This is a genomic window from Celeribacter halophilus (genome assembly GCF_900114135.1).
Taxonomy (GTDB): domain Bacteria; phylum Pseudomonadota; class Alphaproteobacteria; order Rhodobacterales; family Rhodobacteraceae; genus Celeribacter; species Celeribacter halophilus.
This window is the reverse complement of sequence record NZ_FORY01000042.1, coordinates 1-8795: the sequence shown is the minus strand read 5'-3', so window position 1 is coordinate 8795 and position 8795 is coordinate 1. Positions and strand designations below refer to the sequence as shown.

At 53.5% G+C, this 8795-nt stretch carries 7 protein-coding genes and 1 tRNA gene; 2 read left to right on the top strand and 6 right to left on the bottom strand.

Annotated elements, in window-relative coordinates; translation table 11 throughout:
• Positions 1–155 precede the first annotated feature (155 nt).
• From BM152_RS18320 to BM152_RS18300, 5 genes are all read right to left on the bottom strand, one after another.
• On the bottom strand, positions 156–986 hold the full coding sequence (locus BM152_RS18320; protein ID WP_082715377.1) for a GumC domain-containing protein: 831 nt from the start codon (positions 984–986) through the stop codon (positions 156–158).
• Positions 987–1227: 241 nt separating this feature from the next.
• A complete protein-coding gene (locus BM152_RS18315) occupies positions 1228–2523 on the bottom strand; it encodes an O-antigen ligase family protein (protein WP_082715376.1) in 1296 nt (431 codons plus the stop codon).
• A gap of 534 nt (positions 2524–3057) precedes the next feature.
• Positions 3058–3963, bottom strand: a complete 906-nt coding sequence (locus BM152_RS18310; RefSeq protein WP_066604044.1) for an AEC family transporter — start codon at positions 3961–3963, stop codon at positions 3058–3060.
• Positions 3964–4282: 319 nt separating this feature from the next.
• Positions 4283–4996 (bottom strand): NYN domain-containing protein, encoded by a 714-nt coding sequence (locus BM152_RS18305; protein WP_231730529.1) that lies wholly within the window; start codon positions 4994–4996, stop codon positions 4283–4285.
• Positions 4997–5115: 119 nt separating this feature from the next.
• A complete protein-coding gene (locus BM152_RS18300; protein ID WP_066604037.1) occupies positions 5116–6453 on the bottom strand; it encodes an ATP-binding protein in 1338 nt (445 codons plus the stop codon).
• Positions 6454–6604: 151 nt separating this feature from the next.
• Between BM152_RS18300 and BM152_RS18295 the strand changes: the two genes are divergently transcribed.
• Positions 6605–7495, top strand: coding sequence for an MBL fold metallo-hydrolase (locus BM152_RS18295; RefSeq protein ID WP_066604034.1), 891 nt, complete (start codon positions 6605–6607; stop codon positions 7493–7495).
• A gap of 82 nt (positions 7496–7577) precedes the next feature.
• Positions 7578–7652: transfer RNA gene (locus BM152_RS18290), tRNA-Asn, on the top strand.
• A gap of 847 nt (positions 7653–8499) precedes the next feature.
• Here the strand turns inward: BM152_RS18290 and BM152_RS18285 are convergent.
• Positions 8500–8795 (bottom strand): integrase core domain-containing protein (locus BM152_RS18285; protein WP_139222543.1); only part of this gene is annotated, 296 nt, incomplete at its 5' end.

Below are 8795 nucleotides of genomic sequence, written 5' to 3'. Positions count from 1 at the left end.
CCAATGGCCATCCGCAAAACAGCATAGACGATCTGCTGCCGTGGAACTTCAAGCTGTCAAGCTAAGCTGCATGTGATGTCCTGCGAACGCTTACTGACGTGTTCGATATGGTCGCGTGAAATGAAGCTATAGGTCTCCGGCAAACTCGGGGCAATTCAATCCGCATCGGCTTCCATTCTTGCCCGATAGTCCACGACCGCTCGTTCTGACTCTTCAAGTGTCACCGCGAGATCAGTCACCCGCGTCTCCAACCAGTGCGTGAATTCACGCGCAGCGTCGAAGCGCTTGTCTGTCAGGAATTTCACATATTCGTCCATGAGAGTATTGGAGAGCGCGGCTGCCAGTTCGGGATCTTCGGATTCTGCTGTCACCTGAACCACATAAGATGTGCCTTGCTGGCGCACAGAAAAAGACCGCCGCAATTTGCTGACAATATCCTTATATTCTCCCAACTGCGATGCACTTGCCGAAGCGGCCGCCGATATCTGGCTCGGCAAGTCTTCGACCTCAGCATCTATGTCCAAATCGGAATCTGTTAGAAGCGACTTCACCCAGACTTTAACGCCGTCAACAAATGAAGGTGATTTCTCTTGATCCAGAATGTCCGGATTGAATTCTGGAATATTTTCCAACTCAAGCCGTTCAGCAACCCGATGCAAAAGCACATTGGAGCGTAAAACTGCAAGCTCCCCTTCGATTACAGAATTTGTTAAATTCTGTTGCTCCTCCACCAGATCAAAACTGTTGCGCGCAATCAAACCCTGCTCCCCGAGAAGCATCTGAGAGACCGCCACATAGCGCGGCGTCGCATTCAACAACAACAGACCTGTGAGAATGATAGCCGTCGCCGTAAAGCCCAGAACAGTTCTGCGCCCGTTTTTCAGCAACAAGATCAAATCTTGCAAGCGCATCTTGGCTGGCACGTCGTCCCGGAGCGGCACCTGTTCGTTCGTCGGGACTGTCCGGACACTACTTTGATGATTCATACTCAAAACCCCCAAGCCCAAAACCAAGTTCGGGCACAACTATAAAAAACACAGTGCATACTCTATCACGAGATCTGCAGTGAGCGTTGCCAACAATGTTCTCATTCATGCGCGCCCGATCAAGAGATTTCCCCTTTCTGTCCAACCAATCCCTGCTCAGATTATTTTTTAAGCACGAAACCTTTAGAAACAGGCTGCAAATCGGATGAAACGTTTATTATGCCGCCAAACCAAAACAGCATCAGGAGATGCCAAACACCCGTTCTCGAACACTAATGAGTGCCCCCATATAGAGAACCATCGTCATAAGCGAGAAAGGCGTCATCAGACCGGGCTCAGTCATGTTGCGTGCGAGGATCATGGCAGCGATTGAGACGAAAAACGCTTGAGGCATCTCGCATCTACGAACCATAGCGACAAAGACCTGCCAGATTGCATAAAAAAAGGCCAACAGCGCAATCCCCAAACCAATCAGACCTTGATGCACAGCGGTCTGTAGATAAGCGTTATGAAAGGTGAATGTCGCGTTGAAATCCTTATAAAATTCAACAAAAATTTTTCGCGACACATGGGTCCAGTCCTTTGGATTCCAAAAACCGCCATGGCCAACTCCCAATAACGGATTTTCTTTTATCTGGTCCAAGGCATATCCCCAGAGCACAGTTCGCCCAGTCAAGGTCGCGTCTTTTCCGAACTTATCAAGAACCAGGCCGATCACATCAATATTCGCCGCTGAAAACAAAAGAGACGCTCCTATCAGCAGAAGGCTCAATCCCAGTGTAAGCCAGAACAAGATCACCGGATGAAACAGCCCCCGACCATCCAGCATCTTTGACAACAGAATGAGGATCAAAAGAGCAAAGGCCAAAAGGACAGCTGTGGCAGAATTGGAAATAAATACCAGCGCAAGTGCACAGACCGCCAACACACCGGCGACAAGTCGAAAGAAACGGCGCTGCCCGTAATCCAGCGCGACACACAGCGCAGCGGACCACAGAATAACCATATTCAAGCCCATAGAGTTTTTCGAAGCGAAAACCCCACGAGAAGCTTTCCCTCCCGTTGCGGGCAATACCAGAGAGGCAATAGAAAAAATTCCGGCCGCGATCACCAGTGAAACAAGGACATCCCTGCGATCCAACCTGAGCGCGACGCAATAACAGATCATTACCGTGAGAAACCCTTGCGCCGCCGATTTCAATATAGCTCCTGGATTCACACCCCAAAGCACTGACATGATGCACCATGTTGGAAACAGAAACAGAACCCATGATTTCGCTACAATCGGGAAAAGATCATCGATGTCTCGAACAAACGCATAACCGAAATAAAGAGAAAGAGGATAAAGGATCAGTTCATCCATAGGGAATTGCTTGAACGTCACAATCAGCCAAAGTGTCAGCAGCAGGTGATCGCGCTTTTTGGCATCCAGCCTATACAACGCCTTTCGCGCCACTTCAGAGTGTGTACAATGTACGGGGTAGGTTATGCTGGAATAAGCCTTATCTCCTGACGGAACCATTTCATCAACACTCATTTGCTTCGTAAACGTTCACACTATGACCACAGCAGTGTCCGCAGACATTACTCAAAATAGATTACATGTCAGTTTGTCACATGCCTCAATACATTCTTTAAAATCACGTAATGAAATCCACATTCCTCCTTTTCATTGCGCATTTAGCTCGTTTTTTCAGCCAAAATATTGTGGAAACTTCTCACATCGAGGTCCACGGATCTCCCGATAACTCCCTCACAAGGACATATACCAACATCCCCGGAACTTTATCCGTGGCGACAAGACATGACAGAAAGAAAACATAACACGCCCCATCCCAAACGTTCCTACTAAAGAATCTGATAGACAACTCATCATTGTGAAATTTAAGGGTGAAGCCAACATGCTTTGATTTCATCTTGGGAACCGAGTTTTGCCCTAAAGCCTTAACCACGGAAAACATGTCATTTGCGTTTCCCGGAATGTATGAAGACGCTTGGAGTCTGACGCATTTTCCAGCGACTGGAACTTTTTCGGATCCCCTTGGTTATAAGCCGTTCACGCCCCTAAACCTCAAATACCCAGCACCCACAGAATCAGTGGAATTGTCGCGATGGCGGCGATGGTTTGGGAGGTAACGATTCCAGCCATCAATGTGCCGTCGCCGTTCATTTGACGGGTCAGCACATAGGATGTGGGGGCTGTGGGGATGGCCGAGAAAACGACCAGCACCAGCGCCTCGACGCCGTTCAGCCCGACAAGACGCGCGATGAGCGCTGCGAGCAAGGGCATGAGTAGCAGACGCAGAGCGCCTGATGCTGCCAATGTAACCCCGTCGCGACGCAGCGTGGCAGGTTGCAGGGCAGCCCCCACACAGAGCAGGCCAAGCGGCAGGCTGGCTTGCGCGAGCAGATCAAGAAAACGCCCCGTGCCAAACGGAAGCCCCCATCCGGTCAGCGCCAGCGCGATGCCCCCCAGACAGGCCAGAATAAGCGGATTGAGCGCCATAGTGCGCAGCATCGAAAAAAGTGTGCGCCCCTGCCCTGCCTCGGTCAAAGCCATGATCGACAGGACGTTGACCAAGGGCACGGCAATGGCAAGGTAAATTGCCGCACGCTCGATCCCTACGGGGCCGGTCAGGGTGGCAAGAATGGCCAGCCCCAGATAGGTATTAAACCGCACCGCGCCTTGTAGCACTGCTCCGAAACGGGCTGCGGGGATGGGGTGAGCGCGCCGGAACAGGCTCAGGGCACATGCCGCGATCAGAATGACGACAACGGTCGCACCGCCCAGACGCAGCACCTGCGGATCGCGGACGGGGGCATCTGCCAGACTGCTGACCAGAAGCGCCGGAAAAAACAGGAAATAGTTGATCCGTTCGGCGGCGGGCCAGAAACCCGGATCAGGAAAACCGCGCCGAACAAGGATATAGCCAAGGCAGATCAGCGCGAAAAGCGGCCAGATGGTGAAGAAAAGCAATATGTTATCCCCTTGGCTCTGACCTACGCAGTCAGGGCGCCGCGCGGGTATCGTTGCTCTTCCCCGTTTAAGGCCGATGCACGGGTCGGGCAAGCGGGTCGCTAGAGAATTTCACGATGAGAGCCATAGCTTCCCGTTCTGTCGCACATCCAGATAGCTTTGTGCGCCGGTGGATTTCGTCATTCGGGAGGCCGAAAACGTCAAAGCGCAGAACCTCATTCGTGGCTGAAATCTCATGTCTGCAAAGCGTCGGAAAAGTGTCGGACACCCGTCGGCCACAGGCCTGCCGCGCCAGATGGATGTCGGCTTTTGAACGCGATCAGGCTATTTTGCGCTGAGCATCCGTAGTCGCGTGTGAAAACCCTTCGGGACGGAAACGCACCTTTGCTTCGGCACCAGGCGGATCCAAATCGTATAGTTCCGGACGCGCACTGAAATAGCTTCGCCAGTTTTTCTCGGGAAAGCCGCTGGTCGTCACTCCGTGTAAGGATTTCATCAACTGACCCACTTCGCAAATCTGCGCTCCTGTACCGTTTTTACTGAGTGCTGCGATTATAGTCCGCACATTCAAATCAAATGCTCTTACAGACATATTCTCTTTCGGCACAAGACGCGGCGGGGCAACAGGCTTCCGCGTGCCAAGCTCCACAAAACTACTGCAACAGGCGCGAAACGCATCCGGTGCTTTCTCTTCACCAAGCCCGATCACTTTCGCGCCGTTCTCTCGCAATCTTGTGGCAATATGGGTAAAATCACCATCCGAACTTGCGATCACAAAGCAACGCATCTCCCTGACCAGAAGCAACTCCATCGCATCCAGTGCAAGCAATATATCTGCTGCGTTCTTGCCGGTTCCGGCATGTATCATCCGGTAACCATAAGCGTTGTGCCAATCCGAGAGAGACTGCGCATCTCTATAAACACGAACCACACTCGGCTCGCCATGTTTTCCCGCTGCGGTCAAAATATCTGTAGCATATTTTCCGCTAATATTATCGCCATCAACAAGCACCGCGACAGATTGCGCCATCATAAACCCCAAGTCTTAAAATACGACTGCGTTATGCCGGAGAAATGGGCCGAAAACTTGACCCTGACGTGGAAAACCTGTGCGGCTAAGAGGCTTAGCTGCTTCTTTGTAAGACGTTTGCCTCAGGCCTGACGTGCCAGAACGATGTCGGCTTTCAACCCGCCCAGCTCTTCGCTCTCACCTAGGCGCAAGGTGCCGCCGTGTCGCCGTGCCACATCATGGGCGATGGCCAGACCAAGCCCGACACCGGAACCGCGGTTCTGGTTGCGGGCGGCGTCGAGGCGGACGAAAGGCTGCAAGGCCCGCTCGCGCACGTCAGGGGCAATGCCCGGACCGTTGTCTTCGACCGAGATCACCACGGCACGGTCAAACTCGGTCAGGCTGAGTTGCGCAGTCGTGCCATATCGACGCGCATTGGACATGAGGTTATCGAGCGCACGCGACAGCGCCGCAGGGCGCAGGTTGAGCATCACCGGCCCATCGGGCATGGCGCCGAGTTTGACCTCGCCCCCTGCCCGTTCCGCACGCTCTTTGGCCGACAGCACCAGATCCACCAGATCGACCTCTTCAGGCGTCTCCGTCGCCTCGGATCGTGCAAAATCAAGGAAGGCGTTGATGAGCTGCTCCATCTCGTCGAGATCGGCCTGCATCGCCGCAACCTCCGCCGTGTCCTCTTCTGGCACATCAAGCATCGACAGGCCCAGCCGGATGCGCGTCAGCGGCGTGCGCAGATCATGCGACACGCCGGAGAGCATCAAGGTGCGCTGTTCGATCTGGCGTTCGATGCGTGAGCGCATGTTGAGAAAAGCCGCCCCCGCTGCCCGTACTTCCGCAGCTCCAGCCGGACGGTAGGGCTTGCTCTCTCCGCGCCCGAAACTTTCGGCCACCCGCGCAAGCTGACGGATCGGGCGGAGTTGGTTGCGCAGGAAGATAAAGGCGATCAGCGTCATCACCAGACCTGTAAACGCCGTCCAGACCATGAGCTGATGCGGGTTGGAGGCCGAAGCCCGACTGCGCGGCAATTCAATAGTCAGCCGCCCGCCATCGGTCAGGATCGAGGTGCGTACAAGACGCGTATCACTGGCCACATCGACGCCTTCGACCCCGTCGATCCGGCTGCGCAATTCGGAGGCAATCACCCGCGAGGAAAAATCATACCACGGTCTGCGATCTTCCACCGCAGTATCACTTCCGACCGAGGTTTTGAAATTCAACCGCGTGTCCAGATGTTGCAAGGCCACAGGCACCTGATCGGCGGGAATGCCTTCGACCGTTTCCACATAAAGCCCGATTTCTGCCACCACGCCGCGACTGAGCTGGCGGGTGATGTCCTCGAAATAACGCTGCGAGAAGGCCACGATCACAACAAGCTGGATCACCACCACAGGCACCAGAAGGATCAAGGCTCCCCGCCCGTAAATCCCGCGCGGCATATATTTTTTCAGCCAGTTGAACACCATGCCCAGTCCCTTCGGATGATATGCGGGTCCGAAGCAGACAGACCCGAGGCGCCACCACGCCTGATCGCGAGACCCAAAATCCGTGATTCAGATTTTTCGCGAAACGCTGTATTGGTAGACCGTCAAGGAGCGCAAAGAAAAGGAAAATCGCGTGCAGAACCGACCCGAAAGCGTGACCCGTCTGGCGCCGGACCTGATCCGCATCCTCGCGCCCAACCCTTCGCCAATGACCTATTGGGGCACCAACAGCTATCTTCTGGGCGAAGGCGCTGCGCGGGTGGTGATTGATCCGGGACCGGATCTGGCGGCGCATCGCGAGACCATTCTGGGCACCCTGCCCCAAGGTGGCCGGATTTCCCATATTCTTGTGACACATGCCCATCGTGACCATTCCGAAGGGGCACAGGCCCTGTCGCAACTCACGGGCGCACCCGTCCATGCCTTCGGAGATTTCCGCAGCGGACGCAGCCCGATCATGGCCTCGCTCGCCGAACAGATTGGCGGCGGCGAAGGGGTGGATGCGCGTTTTCGTCCTGATGTTACCGTGGCTCATAAAGAGGTGCTTGCAACCCCTGCAGGCTCGATCACCGCGCTGCACACCCCCGGCCATATGGGCAATCACCTATGTTTTCACTGGCAGGACATGGTCTTTTCCGGCGATCTGATTATGGGCTGGTCCTCCTCGCTGATCTCCCCGCCCGATGGCGATGCCGCCGCCTTCCGCAACAGCTGCACCCTGTTGCGCGATCTTGCCCCCGCGCGTCTCCACCCCGGACATGGCGCGGAGGTGGAGATGCCGGTGCGGAGAATCGACTTTCTCCTCACCCATCGCGCAAATCGGGAGGCGCAAATCCTCGAATCCCTGTCTGCACGGCCCCAGTCGCTCATCGCGCTGACAAAAACAGTCTACACAGAGCTTCCGGCGACTCATATTCCCGCCGCCGCACGCAACACGCTGGCGCATCTGATCGACCTCCACCAAAGAAACCGCATCCTCGCCACACCGGAACTCTCTGAAAATGCAGTCTTTTCCACGCGGTGAGCAAAAAATTCGCAAAAAATATCTTTTTGTCACAAAACCCACTTGCACGGCCCAAATCACATAGCTATACACCGCCACATGTTCCGGCGTAGCTCAGCGGTAGAGCAGTTGACTGTTAATCAATTGGTCGTAGGTTCGATCCCTACCGCCGGAGCCAAAGATTTCAAGGGGTTAGCTGAATTTCAGCTAACCGCTTTTCTTTGCTCTAACCCCTTGGGGGAACACTGGGGGAACAACTAAAGTTAAGCTAAAAATCAGTTAGTTTTCTTTTCTAATGCTACAAATACATCGTTTGATTATTGAAAGTTAATTATTTTTCTTTTTTAATACTGCCAATACATCGTTTGATTATTGAAGGTATGTCCATGAACGTTTTCTTTAAAACACCTTTAGCTTTGTCACTGCTTTTAGGTGCAAGTATCGCACATGCGCAGTCCGGTACGGTCTCAGGTAACTATGTCGGTTGTACCAGTAAGGAATCTCTGTCTGAATTCATATCAGCAGCAGTCGCCAACGATTCTCGGCAAATGTCCGCACTCCTAGGTACGTCTTGCATTAACATCAATGGTTTGAGCTACTCTATTGTATCTCGTGGGATAGTAAGATCCCAACTGCGCGTCTACTCTGGCTCAAACTCCGTAGTTCTATGGACCCCAAGTGAGGCTGCGCGTTAAGAAGTCAAAAGTCTTAAAGACCTGTTGGACCAGCTAGGAGAGATTACTGCGCTTGCAGATTATCTGAAGCTTGACTTAACTCAAGCCCCCCTCACGCCAGAGGAATTAGAATCTGGTGCTGAACATCTTACCATTGAACAGCTATAAGAACCGCTAGAAGAAATTGCTAGAATTGCCACGAACATTGCATTTAGAAAACTCAGCGCGACAACTGCTGAATGGTACTCGGCTTACGACAAATCATAACAAACAAAAAAGCCCCCACCGTTTAAAGTGGGGGCTAGACCTACCTGAGCTACTCCCCATTTGTTGGACAGGATCTGGCGTAAATTAAGCTACTCTCTGCTCCTGCTGATCGGGTTGTGTTCTGTCATTTCTCAGCCAATAGACCACGGCTGGCGGCCTGCCGCCAAGGGCTGAGTGTGGGCGTTGGTTGTTGTAAAAGGTCATCCATTTCCGGATGCCTGCCTTCGCTTCTGATCCGGTCTCCCAAGCATGCAGGTAGACACACTCGTATTTCAGGGTTCGCCAGAGCCTCTCAATGAAGATATTGTCCAGGTAGCGGCCCTTCCCATCCATTGAGATACGCACGCCGGATCGGCGGAGCCGGTCGGTCCAGGCGAAGG